Below are 17,203 nucleotides of genomic sequence, written 5' to 3'. Positions count from 1 at the left end.
TATATCATGAAAAAATTTCTTAAAATCGTTGGCGTGATCGTTGTAATTGCCGTGCTCGGATATGCGTCGATCATGTACTTCAGTTCGGGTTCTCGCATGGTCGCGCGCGATTTCCTCATCCTCAGCAGCACCGGAAACCACGAACAAGCCAGAGCGTTCCTTCACCAATCCCTACAGACCGAAGAAAATTCTCAGAAAATCGTCGCGATTTTTGACGGTGTTAAGCCTTATACCGAAATCTCGTTTTCAGGCGTGAGCATGTCGGGTGGATCAACAATACTTGAAGGCACGGCGTTGACCGACAGTGGGTGTGCATCAAAAATTGAAATGGAGATGATCAAAGAACAGATCACCTTCTTCAATATTTCACCGTTGTGTCGATGAAGGTCACTCGGCCGGTGCAGTGACGAGCGCCGAGAACACGGTTTCGTTGCCCGGCTCTGGATGGCGAGGGATCATCAGCGCCAACATCAGCGACACCAGCGCCATACCGGCAGCAAGCGCAAATACCGCTCCGGGTGAGATCAGCCAGAGATACCCAAGAAGCGCGGGTAAGAACACCGCCGCGATATGGTTGATGGTAAACGCCACCGCGGCCGTCGGAGCGATGTCGCCCGGATCGGCGATCTTCTGGAAGTAGGTCTTCAACGCCAAAGCCAATGCGAAGAAAATGTTGTTCACGATATACAGTACAGTGGCCAGCATAACGCCCCAGCCAAACCAGTAGATTCCGCCATAAAGCACAAATACGATGACCAGCCCCGCATATTCCACAACCATTGCATTGCGTTCGCCGAACCGGTGCACGACCTGACCCAGCATAGGTGCGAGCACCATGTTTGCCACAAGCGTCACCAGCATCAGCTTGGTGATCTGGTCCACGTCCAGCCCGAATCGTTCCACCATCATGAAGGCCGCGAAGACGACAAAGATCTGCCGACGCGCGCCCGACATGAATTGCAGCGCGTAATAAAGCCAGTAGCGTTTGCGTAGGATGAACTTCTTGACCTGCGGATTAGGCGCCTCGAAATGTGGCATCATAAGCACGCAGTAGGCCACGATGATCAGCGTCAACGCCCCGGACACCATGTAGACGAAATTGTAGCTCAGGTCATAGGCGCGCCATGTAACCACGATCACACCGTAAGCCACCAGCGTTGCCGCCGATGCCGCCGACACCAAGAGCCCAAGCATTTGTGGCGCGCGGTCTTTGGGCAGCCATTGAAGCTGCAACGACTGGTTCACCGTTTCATAATAATGAAACCCGATCGAACTGATCAGCGTGACGAACAGCAACCCTCCCATTGAAGGAAAATAAGCAGTCATCGCTGTCGCGACGCCCAACATGGCAAGCGAGATCATCGCGAGCGTTTGTTCCCGGATGAATATGATCACCGCGATCACGCCAACAGCAAGAAAACCCGGGATCTCGCGTACGGTATGTAGCCAGCCGATATCCGCACCGTCGAACTGCGCCACCTCGATGACAAAGTTGTTCAGCAGCGCCGACCATGTCGCAAAGGACAGGGGCATGGCGATCGCCATCAGGAACAGCAGCGTGATGGGCCTTCGATGAATTGGCAGGTCACGCGCGTCTGCAAGGGGAACAATGCGCTTCATGCCGCTCCTTTACGCCCGCTTTACCCTCTTGGCGAGGGCCATGCAGCCCCAGAACAACCTCTGTGCAGAAATTCACATCTTTGCCATGCCCCTTATTCATTCCCTGAAACAGCATCCATGAGACAGGATTGCGGCCAAACCCTGAGATTTCGTTAAAGTCGCCTCGCCATCTGATCCAAATCAAAGCCCACATATTCGTTGCTGCGCATACATGGCCAACTCAGGACGGAGACCGCCATGGACCTTGTCACCCTTGTGGACCAAATCGGCGAAGCGCCCACTGCCGCGTTGTTTGGCCTGATCACCGGCATCACCTTTGGTGTGGCCGCCCAGCGCTCGCGCTTTTGTCTGCGAGCGGCAACGGTCGAATTCGCTCGAGGCATGATGCAGGACAAGGTCGCGGTCTGGCTTCTGACCTTCTCAACAGCGGTGGTCTGGGTTCAGGCGGCACAGATGTTTGGCCTGATCGACACCACCGAGGCCCGCATGATGGCCGTTCCCGGAAGCTGGTCAGGTGCGATCATCGGCGGGCTGATGTTCGGCGCGGGTATGGTTCTCGCGCGTGGATGCTCAGGACGGCTCTTGGTGCTTGCGGCAACCGGTAACCTGCGTTCCGTAGTCTCGGGCCTGATATTTGCTGTCGTCGCTCAGATGAGCCTGACGGGCTGGCTCGCTCCGGTCCGAGATCAATTGGCCGCCATGTGGATCACCTCTGGCGGACGGAACATGGACCTGCTGACAACGCTGCATCTGCCTGACGGATCCGGGCTTGCTTTCGGCCTCGCCACAGCTCTTCTTGCGCTGGAACTGTCACGGCGCAACCAGATCGGATGGCAGCGTCTGGTCTTTGCATCAGGCGTCGGCTTCGCCGTTGCGATGGGGTGGGCCTTCACCTACGCGCTCAGTCTTGTGGCTTTTGAGCCTGTGCAGATCGAAAGCGCGACCTTCACCGGCCCCTCGGCCAACACGTTGATGTTCTTCCTCGACCGGTCTTCGGTTCTGGAATTTGACATCGGACTGGTGCCGGGCGTGGTCATCGGGTCGTTCCTCGCCGCCCTCTTTGCCGGTGAATTGAAGTTCCAGGGCTTCGAAGGTCCCACCCCCATGCGCAACGCCATGGTCGGTGCAGCGCTCATGGGGTTTGGTGGGATGCTCGCTGGTGGGTGCGCTATTGGCGCAGGTGTCACCGGCGGGTCGATCTTTGCCGGCACGGCTTGGCTCGCGCTCTTCTGCATGTGGATTGGCGGGATGAGTATGGACTTGGTGATGGGTGGACGAGGTCAGCCTGCCGCGATCTGAACCACGCCGTTCTTTGCGAAATTGCACCGATCAAATCAAAGATCACGTCAGCGCTGCAAAATCACACGCATTTTGCGAATTTTCAGCCCAAGGTACGGATTTCCTGTCTTTGCAGAGGTCCGAACCATGCTAATCTGCGGCATTAATTATTTTTTCGACCAACCCTTTTTCAAATGGTAAACCCATGCTTGTTCTCGATTTATTTTCGAACAAGGCCTTTTTGGCCATCGCAGCCGGAGTCGGCTACGCCATCGCAACCATCCTCATGAAGATCGCCTCCGAAGACACCACCACGGTTGTCATTGGGGCCATTGCCCTGATGCTCGCCGCCGTGGTGACGGCCGAAATCCTGCTCTTGCGCCAAGTCGATCTGGGCCTTGCCTACATCGCCATCATGGCAACTGAGACCCTTCTCGTCTTATGCGCCACCTTTTTCGTGGGACAACCCCTTACTTTGCGCGAACTTGCCGGTGGTGCGTTGGTATTGGTGGGTGTGATGATCGTCAGCTTCTGACGCGTTGCAGTTTGGCTTGGGCCGATGCTGCGGCACCGGCCCGCCTGCGCGGTTATTGCCGGATGCGCCAGCCTGTCTTGAAGATCCACCAGATGATCGCAAGGCACAGCGTCGTAAAGCCACCAATGGCCAGCAAGCTTAGACCGATGGGCACATCGGCCAGCCCGAAGAATGACCAGCGGAACCCCGACACAAGGTATACCACCGGGTTGAAGAACGAGATCGTCTGCCATACCGGTGGCAACATCGAGATCGAATAAAATGATCCCCCAAGGAACACCAAAGGCGTTACGATCAAGAGCGGGATCAACTGCAACTGTTCGAAGTTCCCAGCCCAGATACCGATGATGAATCCGAAAAGCGCGAAACTCAGACAGGTGAGCACCATGAAAGCCAGCATCGCAATAGGGTGCTGGATCGTCAGGTCTACGAACAGCGCCGAGGTGCCAAGGATCACGAGTCCGATGAACAGCGCCTTTGTCGCCGCAGCGCCGACATAGCCCAAGACGATCTCAAGGAAGTTGATCGGCGCGGACAACAACTCGTAGATCGTGCCGATGAATTTCGGGAAATAGATGCCGAAGGAGGCGTTGGAAATTGCCTGTGTCATCACCGACAACATGATCAAGCCCGGAACGATGAAGGCACCATAAGACACGCCTTCGACTTGGTCGATACGGCTGCCGATGGCGGCCCCGAACACGACAAAATACAGCGAGGTTGAAATCACAGGAGAGACAAAGCTCTGCAACAGCGTGCGGAAGAACCGCGACATCTCGAAGACATAGATCGCGCGGATGGCCTGCCAGTTCATGCCGCATCCTCCTGTTTCGAGACCAGCCCAACGAAAATATCCTCAAGCGAGTTTTGCCGGGTCTGCAGGTCGCGCAGCACCAGTCCAGCGTCGCTGATCTCTCGGATCAGGGTTGCGATCCCGGTCCGGTCCTGTGCGGTGTCGTAGGTGTAAACCAAAACGTGCCCACCCTCTTCGATCCGCAAACCGCGCTCCACGAGCGCCGCAGGCAACGCCATTGCGGGTTCATGCAATTCGATCCGCAGTTCTTTCTGCCCCAAGCGGGTCATCAACGCCGTCTTTTCCTCGACCAGCAGAATCTCTCCCTCGTTGATGACACCGATCCTGTCGGCAATCGCCTCGGCCTCTTCGATGTAATGGGTCGTGAGGATGATCGTAACACCGGCCTCTTTCAGCCCTGCCACGATGTCCCACATATCCCGGCGCAATTCGACATCGACCCCGGCAGTCGGCTCATCCAGAAACAGCACACGCGGCTCGTGCGCCAACGCCTTGGCGATCAGAACCCGTCGTTTCATGCCGCCCGACAGTTCCATGATGCGGTTGTCGCGCTTGTCCCAAAGCGAGAGCTGCCGCAAGACACGTTCCAACAGCGCATCATCCTTCGGCTTGCCGAACAACCCGCGCGAAAAGCGCACCGTGTTGATCACCCGCTCGAACGGTTCGAGATTGATTTCCTGAGGCACCAATCCTACCAATGACCGCGCGCCGCGATAGTCGGTCACAACATCATGCCCGCCCACGGTAATCGTGCCTGACGTTGGCTGGGTGATCCCGCAGATCGTGGAGATCAGAGTTGTCTTGCCCGCCCCATTCGGTCCAAGCAGCGCAAGGATTTCGCCCTCGTGAATATCGAGTGAAGCGCCCTTGAGCGCTTCGAACCCACCAGCATAGGATTTTCGGACATTGGTGATCTGAACCATTGGCATTGTGGGGGTCCTCCTGTTCAATCGGACAGAGCGCATACCTAATACGACCCATCGCAGACGCAATGGCGAAAGACGTGCGCCAGAACGCAAGCCATGTGCATGTCGTTTTCAGAAGTGACCTTCGCCGCGGAACGGCCTAAGCCATTCCCATGACCTCCCAATCCGACTCGAATATCGCGCGTGGCATCACGCTTGTCTGCATCGGTGTCTTTGCCATCTCGATCAATGACATGCTGATCAAAACGCTGTCGGGCGGCTATCCTTTGCATCAGATTGTGTTTACCCGCACCGCCATCGGGATCATTCTGTCCTTCGTGATGCTGCATCTTGAAGGTGGTCTGTCGCTGTTGCGGACGAACAGACCCGGTCTGCACATCTTGCGCGGGCTTACGTTGGTCGCCGCCAACATGACCTTCTTTGCGTCGCTTGCGGTTCTGCCACTCGGGCTGACCACGGCGCTGTTCTTTGTCGGACCGCTTTTTATCACGCTGTTCAGCTTTCTCTTCCTGGGGGAAAAAGTCGGACCGCTGCGGCTTGGCGCGATTGTCTTCGGTTTCATGGGCGTGGTGGTTATGCAGGAACCGTGGGGCGAAGGATCGGTCTATGGCCCACCCTGGCTTTTTGCGCTGCCCGTGATCGCGGACTCACTTTACGCGGCAATGGCAGTAATGACCCGCGCACTAGGGGTCAAAAGCACGGCAGCCGCGCTGACAATCTACAACCAGCTGATGTTCCTTGTTGTCTCGACATTGTTCTTTCTTGTCGTCGGTCAAGGGCAGGCCGATCCCGGCCCCGACGCGCCCAGCCTGCATTTTTTGCTCAGGGCATGGACATGGCCGACCGATCAGGACTGGCCACTATTTATCCTGACGGGTGTCTGCAACGGCATCATCGCCTATTGCATCACTGCAGCTTACCGCATGGCTCCCTCGGCCAGTATCGCACCGTTCGAATATATCGGCCTGCCGCTGGCGATCTTCTTGGGATGGCTGTTCTTTGCAGAATGGCCCACGCCCGCGATCTGGGCGGGCTGCGCCATGATCCTTGGCGCAGGCCTGTTCGTATTCCTGCGCGAGCGTCAAAAGGGCAAGGTGATCGTACCCAAGCGCACTGGAAGCCACACGCGCTGACACCTCCTGTGCCGGAGGTGGGAAAACCCGTTATCGGGCTTTCCTGGCTTACGCGCCGCGCACCGTGTCGATCATCAGCTTGACGTTCTCGGGGTCCGCATCCGGCGTGATCCCGTGACCAAGGTTGAAGATATGCGGCCCGTTCTTGAGCGCATCCACCACCTTGCGAGTTTCATCTACCAAGTCCTGACCGCCGGTCACCATGTGACGCGACGCCAAGTTGCCCTGCACACAGCCACCGGGCTGCACATGCTCCGCCACCCATTCGGGGCTCACACTGTCGTCAACGGCGACACAATCGGCCCCGGTTGCCGCATGGAAGCCAATGTAGTTGTCGCCCGCCTGTCGTGGGAACGCGATCACGGGGATACCGGGATGACGGCGCTTGATTTCTTCGGTGATGACCTTTGCAGGATAAAGCGCATACCGCTGGAAGTCTTCGCCCTTGAGAGACCCTGCCCAACTGTCGAAAATCTTGACCACTTCAGCCCCGGCATCGATCTGAGCTGACAGGTAATCGATGGTGCTTTCCGTCAGCCGTTCCAGAATCGCCTCGAACAGCGGACGGTTCTCTTCCTTGAGCGCATGGGCTGGGCCCTGATCCGGCGTGCCCTTGCCGGCGATCATGTAGGTGGCCACCGTCCACGGCGCCCCGGCAAACCCGATCAACGTGGTTTCTTCCGGCAATTCACGGCGCAGGATGCGCACGGTCTCGTAGACCGGGTTCAGCGTGTCGTGGATCATCTCGCCTTTGCCAAGCTTGTCGAACTCGGCCTGCGTGGTGATCGTGGAGAGGCGTGGCCCTTCGCCCGTCACGAACCAAAGGTCCGCGCCCAGCGCCTGCGGCAAAAGCAGAATGTCGGCAAACAGGATGGCCGCATCAAAGCCGTAACGGCGGATTGGCTGCAAGGTCACCTCGGCGGCCAGCTCTGAATTGTAGCACAAAGACAGAAAATCCCCGGCCTGCGCTCGGGTCGCCTTGTATTCCGGCAGGTATCGTCCAGCCTGACGCATCATCCAAATTGGCGGGGTCGGAAGGGTTTCGCCCGCAAGGGCACGGAGGATGGTTTTTGTCTGGCTCATCAGGTCTTTCCTTGTCTATGTCCCTCGGATCAACCGTAGAAAAGCATATGTCAAGACAAGCATGGTTGTCAGGACAAGTTTACACGCATAAAGATCGATTCATGACGATTGACTTGCCCACACCCGACCAGCCCCTGAACATCGGCACCCGCGGTTCCCCGCTCGCTTTGGCTCAGGCTTATGAAACCCGCGAACGCCTGTCCAAGGCGTTTGACCTGCCGTTCGAGGCGTTCAACATTGTGGTCATCAAGACCACAGGCGACGACCGCACTCTGATCGACGCGGACCGCCCTCTGAAAGAGATCGGCAACAAGGGTCTGTTCACCAAGGAAATCGAAGAGGCGATGCTCGAAGGCCGTATCGACATCGCTGTGCATTCGATGAAGGACATGCCCGTGGCACAGCCTGAGGGGTTGATGCTTGACTGCTACCTTCCCCGCGAAGACGTGCGCGATGCGTTCATCTCCCCGGATGTGACGCGCATTGCAGACCTGCCGTCTGGTGCCATCGTCGGCACCTCGTCCTTGCGGCGCCGCGCACAGCTCATGAACCGCCGTCCCGACCTCAACGTGGTAGAATTCCGCGGCAACCTGCAAACCCGCCTCAAGAAACTGCATGACGGCGTGGCCTCCTGCACCTTCCTCGCCATGGCGGGCCTGAACCGTCTCAAGATGGACGAAGTTCCCAAGACTGCCATCGAGACCACCGATATGTTGCCGGCCGTGGCGCAGGGTGCCATCGGCATCGAACGTCGCGTCGATGACACTCGCGCCGCAGATATGCTGGCCGCGATCCACGACACGCCGACAGGTCAACGTCTGGCCGCCGAGCGCGCTTTCCTCGCTGCGCTGGATGGATCATGCGAAACGCCCATCGCTGGTCTGGCAGAACTCGACGGTGACACGCTTCGTCTGCGCGGCGAAGTGTTGCGGCCGGATGGGTCAGAGGCACATGCGGACGAAATCAGTGGTCCGATTGCAGACGGAGTGGCGATGGGTCAAGCTCTGGCTCGCACGTTACTTGATCGCGCAGGCCCCGGCTTTTTCGACTGGCACGAGAAATAAGTTCTGTGCCGGTCACTCCGGCACGGCAAAGGTCAGTGACGCCCAAAGGCTTTCCCATACAGGGTCTTTCTCTGCCTGAGCCTCAAGCGGTCGCAACACAACCGCATCGGCCAAGTAAGAATAGCCCGGCAGAACTGGCAAGGTGACACGCCCCTCTGCGTCCGTACGGTGCAAAGTCACCTCGACCTTGCCCTCGGGCGGGCGCGCAAACAACTCGACCTGCGCATCGGCGCGCGGCGCACCGTCATACAACACGCGAATCGGCAACCCGTCTGTCATGTCGTCGGTATAGGGATTGGCCTCTGCCACGATTTCCGTCACCAGTCCGACCTCGGCATCGGCACCCGCACCGTCGCCCACCGCAATCAGGCTTTTGGCGTAACGGCTGTAGAGTTCGACGAATCCGCTTTCCGGCAAACCACGTGCGGCATGTTCAGCCAAGACACCTTCGAAATCCTTGTGCTCAACGAAATTCACGAATTTCTGCCATTCGCGATAGGTCAGCGTGTAATCCCGTGTCTGGTGGATGATCACGCACAGACTGTCTCGGGGCGCCGCAACATTCAGCGCAGGGCGATCCCCGGCCCGCCCCGGCACAGCCTCTAGCGTCCCGCCACATTGCATGTCGAAGCGCACGAAGTTTCGGTCCAAGTAGGATTGTTCCGCACCGGCAAAGGTTTCTCCGACGCGCAGCGTTGCGACAAGCGCGCCCTCCGATGGCACAATATAGTCCATCGGGTCGATCCAGAACTCGTGCGCAGTCGTGACAACCGGCAGCAGTGAAAGCGCCATGGCGCCAATGAAAGTTCGACGGATCATGCGGTCTTGACCACCTTATTCTCGATGTCGCGGGCATATTGCGTCATGCGCGCCTTGAAACGTTTGTTGATGCTGGACCGTGCCAGCTTGAACGACTGCACAAGTAATCTCGCCGAAAGCGTTTTCGGCATCATCTTAAACACGACGGACACCCGGGTGCGATTAGGCGACAATGGCACGAGTTCGATCACCGTGCTTGTCTCAAGACCTCCCGAGACGCCGCCGAATTGAACCATGTTAGGTGCGTCATAAGCATCAAGCGTAACCTTTGCCTGACGCTCCTTACCGCGAAATTTGAACTTTGCATCCCAGCTGTCACCGATGTCAGGGGCTGATCCGCGAAACTGTCGACGCACGTCGATGCCGCGCCGCATGGCTTGCCGTTCGACATAGTCGAACGCAGTCAATTCAGCGAAAACAAGGTCAATCGGCGCTGCGACATCCTCTGTACCTGTTACTTGCATCGGCTCGCCCCCGCTTCGATACGTTTTTACTTAAACTTGCGTCATTCCAGCGTATCGGCAAGCCAGTGACGCAATAAAAAATGCGCGATCGCGCCTTTCCGTGCCGGCAACAACCCCTCTCGGAGGCCTGCCAACGCGTCCATCACCTCTTCGCGACTGACCCAAAGCGCGTCCTCGATCTCATTAGGATCAATCGTGATGTCTTCGCTGGTCGCGATCCCTTGGCACCCGAACATCAACGATGCTGGAAACGGCCAAGGCTGACTGGACAGATAGCGCACCTCGCCAACGCGCACCCCCGCCTCTTCCCAAACTTCGCGGCGCACGGCGGCTTCGATGGTCTCTCCTGGCTCCACGAACCCGGCAAGACAGGAATACATCCCTTCCGGCCATCCCGGAGATCGCCCCAGCAAAACCTTGTTGCCGCGTGTGATCAGCATGATCACGACAGGGTCCGTCCGAGGGAAGTGGCTGCCTCCACAGGATTGGCACACCCGCTGCCACCCCGCCTGCGTTACATCACTGGGCGCACCGCACCGGGCACAAAACCCATGCGTTTCATGCCAGCCAAAGATTGCTTTCGCAGTGGCGGCCAATTCCGCATCGCGCGAACTCAGCGCCGTCATGATATTGCGAAGTTCGGCAAACCCATGATCGTCCGGCAGCGTGGGGTGGGTTTGCACGGAGCTGTCGACAAATGCGCCGACATCGCTCAGGTCGGCATCGGGCATCCACTCAGAGATATCATGGGCGAACCGCGCCGCGCCGTCTTCCCGCCCCAACAGAATCGGGGCACTGCGCGCTTCTTTCAAAATCGGATGTGTCAAAGGCAACCGCGCGAGGCTGCACCCATGTTCTGACCGAACGACCAGAGGTTTACCCTTCCACAACAAGATGGTTCGTGTGCTGACATCCTGCATGAGCGCAGCCAAAGCCGCAATATCACCACGCAGTTCTGCCGCGCGATCCAGCCCTGAGCCGCCAAAAGTCACCTGTTCCGCGCTCTGCATCGCGTCTTACCCCGCTCATTACGTCCATAGCGCTTGCCATGCGACAGCAAAAAGAACAATGCACCGGGCACCTTTTGCCAGCATGAGCGGGTTGCAATCCACCGAGTCCTCGCATATCTGACCCTTGAGAGGTTGGCGCGGGCGAGCACCTCGCCAACCCGGTCAGGTCCGGAAGGAAGCAGCCGTAACGAGCCACGCTTGGGTCGTTGTCCAGCCTCTCACCTTACACCCCCTCAGATTTTGTTTGAGAACCGCGCCCTATCGCCTGTAAGGCTTTCAGCCGAGTTCTGAAGGACCCCTTCGGTTCAGTGGAAACATCAAACGTGATGCGTATTTCGAACCTGCGGTCAAACTGCGCCTTGGTCTGAACGCTTGGGATGATTAGCTGTTGGGTATCGGAGGCACGCATGCAGAGATTCTCGCTACTCGACCTGTCACCCATCCCAGAGGGCAAAACGGCCGCGGATGCCTTATCCTCGACGGTCGATCTTGCCCGGGCGGCCGAACGGTTCGGCTATAACCGTTATTGGTTGGCCGAGCATCACAACATGCCGGGTATCGCCAGTGCGGCCACCGCGCTGGTGATCGGGCATGTCGCTGCGGCGACCAATACGATGCGCATTGGTGCCGGAGGGATCATGCTGCCCAACCATGCGCCACTGATTGTAGCCGAACAGTTCGGAACCCTCGCGACACTTTATCCGGGTCGGATCGACCTTGGGCTGGGCCGTGCGCCGGGCAGCGACATGGCCACAGCCCGTGCACTTCGGCGGCATATGGCACCCGAAGACAGCTTCCCGCAGGATGTGCAGGAACTGATTGGCTATTTCGATGACACGTCAGAAGACACGCCGGTGCGTGCCATTCCCGGCAGCGGGACGCATGTTCCAGTCTGGATTCTCGGCTCAAGCCTCTACGGCGCGCAATTGGCTGCCTGGTTGGGTTTGCCTTATGCTTTTGCGTCACATTTTGCGCCAGCCATGCTGGACCAAGCATTGTCGATCTATCGAAGCACCTTCCAACCATCAGAGCAGCTCGACAAACCCTATGTGATGATGGCCGCCGGCGTTTGCGCGGCACCGACAGATGACGAAGCCGCCTTTCTGCGATCCTCACAGCTTTTGGCTTTTGCCCGGCTACGCACTGGTAAACCGGGAAAGCTGCCGCATCCGACGCATGATCTCGACGCAGAGATTCCGGCTCCGATCATGGCACAGGTGCGACAGGCTCTGTCCTGTTCGGCAACAGGATCGGCAGCAACCGTCCGGACGCAGCTTCGGTCACTGATCGACACGTTTCAGCCCGACGAATTGATCGTCACCGGCATGATCCATGATCACGCAGCACGGGTGCGGTCATTCGAAATAGTTGCACGCGTTCTTTCCGACTTGAGAGAGGATGTTGTCGCGGCTTGACGCAGACTGCCAGTCCCAAGGTGACACGGCTTTCGCAAACGGCGCTCAAGTCCGTATGACAAAACCGCGCGCGATGTGGTTGCGGACAAACCAGATCATTGCCAAACCGGGGATCAGCGACACCACGGTCATCGCCATAACCAGACCGATATCGGTCTGAAACCCATATAAAGCGTTGATCGCCATGGTGATCGGCTTCCCGGCTGTCACCGTCAAGATCCGCGCAAGAACGACCTCGACCCACGAAAAAATGAAGCAGAAAAACACCGTCACACCGATCCCGGGGGCGATGGCCGGGATCAAACGGCGAAAGAAAAAGCTCGGGGTCGAATGCCCGTCGATGAAACAAGTCTCATCGTATTCACGCGGCACGGCCGAGATGAAACTTTCGAGTATCCAGATCGCAATCGGCAGATTGAAGGCGCAATGGACCAAAGCAATGCCGACAGGGTTATTGATCAGCCCAAAATGCGCGAACAGGAAAAAGACCGGAAGCGACAGCACCACGGGCGGTGTCAGCCGGAACGCCAGCAGGGCAAATAGCATATGCCGGTCGCCGGTGAACCTGTAGCGTGCAAAGGCATAGGCAGCAGGTAATCCGGCAGCAAGGCACAGCACGATGTTCAGCGACACATAGGTCAGCGAATTTCCAATAGATGCACGCAGATCGGGGCGTTTGAAAACCTCGATGAAGTTCAGCAGTGTCAAACTGCCGGTCTCGTACCCGTCCCGAGGCAGCGTCAGCGTCACACTCAGAAGAACGGTCTGCGCAAAGGGCAACAGAATGAAAATCGCGAGCAGGGAAAAGACCACGATCCGAAGCGTGACACCACGAATGCTCATCGAACGCGCTCCGACGACCTGATGCGCACAAAGGCCCATGCAACGGTGAGCACAATCAGAACATTCAGCATCGCACGCGCAGCGGCACGGCCATACGTGTAGCTGCCGATATCTGCCGCCAATTCCAGCGAGAGGAAGCTTGTAGCATCCTGTGGACCACCCGCGTTGATCGAGAACGCCTCGGTGTAAATCATGAAACTATCGACAAATCGCAGTAGGATCACGATGGAAAGCGCCCCGCTGATGCGCGGCAATTCGATATGGCGAAAGACGGCAAAGCGCGAGGCCCCGTCAATGGCTGCAGCTTGCCGATAAGGCTCGGGAATGGCGGACAGCCCGGCGTAGGACAGGATCACGACAAGCCCGATCCAATGCCATGTGTCGGCAAGTACGATCAATAGCCACGTATGCAGGGCGTTGAACTTGTAGTCGAAGGTGATCCCAAGCGCCGTCATGGCTTTCCCGGCCAGCCCGATTTCGGGGTTGATCAACGTCAGCCACATTCCTGCGATCATGTTCCATGGCACGACCAGTGGCAAAGCCACCAGCATCAGCACGGGCACTGCAAAACGGCTCATTTTGAGCAAGAGCAAAGCCAACCAAATGCCAAGCGGCACCTGCACACCCAAAGCGATGGCCGAAAACAACGCGCTTCGCCCGAAACTCGCCCAGAACGACGGATCGCGAATGATCTCGGCATACCATTCGAGCCCAATCCAATAGGCGTCGTTCACGGTGAATACGTCGTGGAACGAATAGTTCAGCACTGCCATAAGTGGGATTACGGCGACAAAACCCATGAGCGCCAAAGACGGCAGCAACAGCCACCACGCACGATTGGAGTATGGATTGTTCATGCTTCTCCCGGGCTGAAGGCGCGTCCCCAGCCAGATGCAGCAAGTCGCGAGGGGGTCGGGTTGTCAAGACACGAGGACGGTGGTCCTTGGTCTGATCATTGCGCAACACCAATTCAGGCGCCCACCCGATTTCCGAGGATAGGGCGGCGGACCGGGTGCGCGAACCAACACACGGCAACCCCGCCTGTTTTTTCACAGTGATTCCCAATCAAATTGGGCAAACCCGCACCGAGCCACGCAGCCCCGCACGTTTTTGAAGTGCAGTTGTCCGGCGATTTGATATCTCGTGAAGATGGACATCGTTCTCATCACGACCGTTATTGCATCCCTGTTCATTGTCATCGGCCTGGCAGAACCGTTGGCCGAACGTCTACGTTTGCCGTACAGCGTGATCTTGGCGGTGATCGGCATCCTGATTGGCATGGGTGCGATTTTCTTTCTGCGCACCGACCTGACCGACGCGCTCAACCCCGTGGCAGAAGCCATCCTTGGCCTTCCGATCCGGTCTAACGTCTTTCTCTACGTGTTCCTGCCAACACTGCTGTTTCAGGCCACTTTGGGCATGAATCTGCGCCGCATGCTGGATGATTGGGTTCCGATTCTCGTTCTTGCGGTGGTTGCGGTAGTCGTGGCGACCCTGAGCGTCGGCTACGCCTTGTTCTGGGCAAGTGCGCTGCCGCTGGCGGCTTGCCTTCTGATTGGTTCGATCGTGTCGACAACCGACCCCTCGGCTGTTGTATCGATTTTCCGCTCGATCTCGGCACCGCGCCGTTTGGCTCGAATCATCGAGGGCGAAAGCCTGCTTAACGACGCCGCCGCAATCGCACTTTTCGGCCTCTTCATGGGCTTCGTGATGCTGGGTGTGCCCGATCCGAAGCTTGGTGATGCGATTGCGCAGTTCCCGGTTCTGATCGTTGGCGGTGCGCTGTCGGGATGGTTCGCGGCTCGGGTGGCGCTGTGGATCATGGGAAATATTGGCCGCCATGAACTTGCCCAGCTTTCGATCTCGGTTGCGCTCCCGTATCTGGCCTATATCGGCTCGGAGCAATTGGTCGGTGCATCGGGTGTGGTTGCAGTGGTCGCGGCGGGGCTGACCCTCAATCTGGTGGGTCCCGGACGTCTTCAACCTCAGGCATGGGCAAACCTGCGCGAGCTGTGGGATATTCTGGCGCATTGGGCCGGTGCGCTGATCTTTATCCTCGCGGCACTGCTCATTCCACGCCTGCTTGAAGAGGTGCGTCTTGGGGATTTTGCACTCGTCGGCGTGGTGATTCTCGCGGCGATTGCGGCCCGTGTCGTCATTCTATTCGGCCTGCTGCCGCTGCTGACAGCACTGCGCTTGTCGCCGCCGGTCGAACGCCCCTACCGCGTGGCGATCCTTTGGGGTGGATTGCGCGGCGCAGTCACTCTGGCGCTAGCGCTCGCCGTCACCGAAAGCTTCCGCGTGCCAGATGGGATTCAGCGCGTGGTCGGCATTCTTGCCACCGGGTTCACCTTATTCACCCTCATAGCTCAGGGCACGACCTTGCGCTGGATCATTGGGCGACTGGGGTTGGACCGTCTGTCTCCGATCGACGATGCCCTATCACGGCAGGTGGTCGCCGTTGCCTTGCAGACGGTGCGCGAGGATGTGTCCCGGACAACAGAGAATTACGAACTCAGCCACGATATCGTCCGGTCGGAAGCCAAACGATTTGGCGAACGGCTGGACGATGCTGTGAGAACCGCCGAGGACAATGCCGACATACTGGATCGCGACAGGATTACGCTGGGCCTCATCGCCCTTGCCGGTCATGAACGCGACACCATTCTTGCCCGGATGCGGGAACGTACGATCTCGGCGCGTATGGCGGAACAGGTGCTGTCGGATGCCGAACGCCTCATCGAAGGGGCACGGTCGGATGGCCGCAGCGGCTACAATCGCGCTGCCCGTCAAAGCCTCTCATACGGTCGCGCTTTCCGCCTCTCGAACCTGTTGCACACCTGGCTGAGCTTGTCGGCCCCACTGGCGCGAATTACAGCAGACCGGTTTGAATTACTGCTGTCTCAACGTCTCGTTCTGCGGGATCTGGGCACCTTCATTGACGGTCGCATCCGGCGAATTCATGGACGTCGAGTCGCGGTCCTGCTCCACGAGCTGCTGACCCGTCGGATTGACGCTGTTGAAACCGCTCTTGAGGGGCTGCGCCTGCAATATCCCGGCTATGCCGAAGAACTGGAACGGCGGTTCATCCGTCGCACTGCGCTTCGCCTGGAGGAACGCGAATACGCCACCATGCGAGAAGACGGGCTGATTGGTGCAGAAGTCTACACCAAGCTCATGGAAGACCTTGTGGCACGGCGTAGTGCGGTCGACGATCGCCCCCAGCTTGACATCGCTTTGCAGCGCATCGAACTGCTGCGCCAATTCCCGCTGTTTTCAACACTCGACACACCAGACCTGAAACGCCTGAGCCGGGTGCTCAGAACCCGCAATGTAGATGCGGGCGACATCTTTCTTCGCAAGGACGGTATTGCGAAAAGCGTTTATTTCATTGCCTCTGGCGCGGTGGAAATCGAAACCGCAGGGCAATCTTGGCGCTTGGGCCGGGGCGACATGTTCGGCCAACTTGCCATCCTGATGAAAAAGGCGCGCAAGACCGAAGTTCGGGCAATCGCCCCGACAACCGTGCTTGAACTTGGCGAAGACCGGTTCCGCCGCCTGCTGCGCCGCAATCCCGCTTTGAAGGACACCGTCCGGGAAAGCGCCGAAAAGCGCGGGATCGCGTCTGAAGATGTCTTTGCCGAAATTGACGCTGCGTGATCCACCCCGAGCTATAGCGCACGCACCCTTCAATCCTCGTGGCGCAGAAACACCGCCGGAGCACGTTTGGCGGCCCGCGCCCATGCCATCTGTTTCGGCGTCTCGATCGCACAGGCGCGGACAGCTCGCAGCCGATCAAGCGCGTCATCCGGGGCCTCGCCCAATTCAACCATCAGGCGCAACGCCACCATGCCCGACCGCCCGCATCCGCCCCGACAATGCACTAGAATGCGCCCGCCGCCCGTCAGCGCGCGCCGTGCGTTGGCGCTGACCTCGGGCCAGGCCTCTTCAAACGTGTCATCCGGGACGCCGAAATCAGTGATCGGCAGATGTTCCCAACGGCAACCGGCATCGACCAGATCGTGCCACAGCCCGGCTGCGCCCGCCGCCACCAGTTCAACCTCACTCACCAACGAAATGACGATGGCCGGCTTCCATTCGATCAGATGCTGTACGTCGCCCGCATAATCGCCCTCAGCCCCCGGGATGGGCGAAATGGCAAGGATTCCCTGACCGACGGACAATGCGTAGACGATCAT

17 protein-coding genes and 1 other RNA gene are annotated in these 17,203 nt (G+C 58.4%); 8 read left to right on the top strand and 10 right to left on the bottom strand.

Annotated elements, in window-relative coordinates; all coding sequences use genetic code 11:
• Positions 1-6 precede the first annotated feature (6 nt).
• Complete coding sequence (locus tag MCRY_RS07725) at positions 7-384, top strand: hypothetical protein (protein WP_085628901.1); 378 nt, start codon at positions 7-9, stop codon at positions 382-384.
• A 3-nt stretch (positions 385-387) separates the two neighbouring features.
• Here the strand turns inward: MCRY_RS07725 and MCRY_RS07720 are convergent, their stop codons facing one another.
• Complete coding sequence (locus MCRY_RS07720) at positions 388-1,620, bottom strand: MFS transporter (protein WP_085628900.1); 1,233 nt, start codon at positions 1,618-1,620, stop codon at positions 388-390.
• Between the two features lie 237 nt (positions 1,621-1,857).
• Here MCRY_RS07720 and MCRY_RS07715 point away from each other — a divergent pair, with 237 nt between their 5' ends.
• Positions 1,858-2,919: a YeeE/YedE family protein gene (locus MCRY_RS07715; protein WP_085628899.1), complete on the top strand. Its 1,062-nt coding sequence runs from the start codon at positions 1,858-1,860 to the stop codon at positions 2,917-2,919.
• A 184-nt stretch (positions 2,920-3,103) separates the two neighbouring features.
• A complete protein-coding gene (locus MCRY_RS07710) occupies positions 3,104-3,433 on the top strand; it encodes a hypothetical protein (protein ID WP_085628898.1) in 330 nt (109 codons plus the stop codon).
• A 52-nt stretch (positions 3,434-3,485) separates the two neighbouring features.
• On the opposite strand, the gene MCRY_RS07705 is transcribed toward MCRY_RS07710, so the two are convergent.
• The gene (locus MCRY_RS07705; protein ID WP_085628897.1) at positions 3,486-4,247 is read right to left on the bottom strand and encodes an ABC transporter permease; all 762 of its coding nucleotides are present in this window, start codon (positions 4,245-4,247) and stop codon (positions 3,486-3,488) included.
• Positions 4,244-5,176, bottom strand: a complete 933-nt coding sequence (locus tag MCRY_RS07700; RefSeq protein WP_085628896.1) for an ABC transporter ATP-binding protein — start codon at positions 5,174-5,176, stop codon at positions 4,244-4,246. Before MCRY_RS07700 ends, MCRY_RS07705 begins: the two co-directional genes overlap by 4 nt.
• Before the next feature lie 149 nt (positions 5,177-5,325).
• Here MCRY_RS07700 and MCRY_RS07695 point away from each other — a divergent pair, with 149 nt between their 5' ends.
• Positions 5,326-6,306, top strand: coding sequence for a DMT family transporter (locus MCRY_RS07695; protein WP_085628895.1), 981 nt, complete (start codon positions 5,326-5,328; stop codon positions 6,304-6,306).
• A gap of 48 nt (positions 6,307-6,354) precedes the next feature.
• On the opposite strand, the gene hemE is transcribed toward MCRY_RS07695, so the two are convergent.
• Entirely contained in the window at positions 6,355-7,389 is a 1,035-nt protein-coding gene (hemE, locus tag MCRY_RS07690) for a uroporphyrinogen decarboxylase (protein ID WP_085628894.1), read from the bottom strand.
• A gap of 101 nt (positions 7,390-7,490) precedes the next feature.
• Here hemE and hemC point away from each other — a divergent pair, with 101 nt between their 5' ends.
• Positions 7,491-8,453 (top strand): hydroxymethylbilane synthase, encoded by a 963-nt coding sequence (gene hemC / locus MCRY_RS07685; RefSeq protein WP_085628893.1) that lies wholly within the window; start codon positions 7,491-7,493, stop codon positions 8,451-8,453.
• Positions 8,454-8,465: 12 nt separating this feature from the next.
• On the opposite strand, the gene MCRY_RS07680 is transcribed toward hemC, so the two are convergent.
• From MCRY_RS07680 to nudC, 3 genes are read right to left on the bottom strand one after another with little or no spacing between them, the layout of a single operon-like run.
• Entirely contained in the window at positions 8,466-9,272 is an 807-nt protein-coding gene (locus MCRY_RS07680; RefSeq protein ID WP_085628892.1) for a DUF4198 domain-containing protein, read from the bottom strand.
• Positions 9,269-9,736: an SRPBCC family protein gene (locus tag MCRY_RS07675; RefSeq protein WP_085628891.1), complete on the bottom strand. Its 468-nt coding sequence runs from the start codon at positions 9,734-9,736 to the stop codon at positions 9,269-9,271. The genes MCRY_RS07680 and MCRY_RS07675 overlap by 4 nt, the downstream gene beginning before the upstream one ends.
• 41 nt (positions 9,737-9,777) lie before the next feature.
• Complete coding sequence (gene nudC / locus MCRY_RS07670) at positions 9,778-10,746, bottom strand: NAD(+) diphosphatase (protein WP_085628890.1); 969 nt, start codon at positions 10,744-10,746, stop codon at positions 9,778-9,780.
• A gap of 125 nt (positions 10,747-10,871) precedes the next feature.
• Here nudC and ffs point away from each other — a divergent pair.
• An RNA gene (gene ffs, locus MCRY_RS07665) (signal recognition particle sRNA small type) lies at positions 10,872-10,970 on the top strand.
• Between the two features lie 183 nt (positions 10,971-11,153).
• A complete protein-coding gene (locus MCRY_RS07655; RefSeq protein ID WP_085628888.1) occupies positions 11,154-12,161 on the top strand; it encodes an LLM class flavin-dependent oxidoreductase in 1,008 nt (335 codons plus the stop codon).
• 45 nt (positions 12,162-12,206) lie between these two features.
• Here the strand turns inward: MCRY_RS07655 and MCRY_RS07650 are convergent, their stop codons facing one another.
• Complete coding sequence (locus MCRY_RS07650; RefSeq protein ID WP_085628887.1) at positions 12,207-13,004, bottom strand: carbohydrate ABC transporter permease; 798 nt, start codon at positions 13,002-13,004, stop codon at positions 12,207-12,209.
• The gene (locus MCRY_RS07645; RefSeq protein ID WP_085628886.1) at positions 13,001-13,861 is read right to left on the bottom strand and encodes a carbohydrate ABC transporter permease; all 861 of its coding nucleotides are present in this window, start codon (positions 13,859-13,861) and stop codon (positions 13,001-13,003) included. The genes MCRY_RS07650 and MCRY_RS07645 overlap by 4 nt, the downstream gene beginning before the upstream one ends.
• A 292-nt stretch (positions 13,862-14,153) precedes the next feature.
• On the opposite strand from MCRY_RS07645, the gene MCRY_RS07640 reads away from it, so the two are divergent.
• Positions 14,154-16,664, top strand: coding sequence for a cation:proton antiporter (locus MCRY_RS07640; RefSeq protein WP_085628885.1), 2,511 nt, complete (start codon positions 14,154-14,156; stop codon positions 16,662-16,664).
• A 29-nt stretch (positions 16,665-16,693) separates the two neighbouring features.
• Here MCRY_RS07640 and MCRY_RS07635 read toward each other — a convergent pair whose 3' ends face one another.
• Positions 16,694-17,203: a protein-tyrosine phosphatase family protein gene (locus MCRY_RS07635; RefSeq protein ID WP_085628884.1), complete on the bottom strand. Its 510-nt coding sequence runs from the start codon at positions 17,201-17,203 to the stop codon at positions 16,694-16,696.

Source organism: Marivita cryptomonadis (assembly GCF_002115725.1).
GTDB lineage: Bacteria > Pseudomonadota > Alphaproteobacteria > Rhodobacterales > Rhodobacteraceae > Marivita > Marivita cryptomonadis.
Note: the sequence above shows the minus strand (reverse complement) of the source record. Positions and strands in the feature narration are given on the sequence as shown.